Annotated in this window: 1 protein-coding gene; it reads left to right on the top strand. The window is 43.3% G+C overall.

Annotation, left to right across the window (positions count from 1 at the left end):
- Positions 1–247: transposase (locus ACYQ4S_RS13050; RefSeq protein ID WP_459771615.1), on the top strand; the 247-nt coding region annotated here is incomplete at both ends.

Raw genomic sequence — 247 nt, 5'->3', positions numbered from 1 at the left:
GACGAAGCCGGACGGCTTTTGAATGAATGGTTCGAATCGTTAGGTGTCACACCTGGTATTGTCTCCGCTCTTCATACCTTTGGATCTAAACTAGAATTTAACCCTCATATCCATATGCTTGTGACAAAGGATGGGAAATGGAAGCAATATGACTATATTCCTTACGTCAAACTAAGAAAACAGTGGCAGACGGTCGTCTTAAAATTGATCCGAAAGGTGCTTTCGGAGCGAGCCAAAAAGCAAGTCC

Source organism: Alkalibacterium sp. s-m-28, assembly GCF_054658175.1.
The sequence above is the reverse complement of the archived record's forward strand: the minus strand, read 5'-3'. Positions and strand labels throughout refer to the sequence as shown.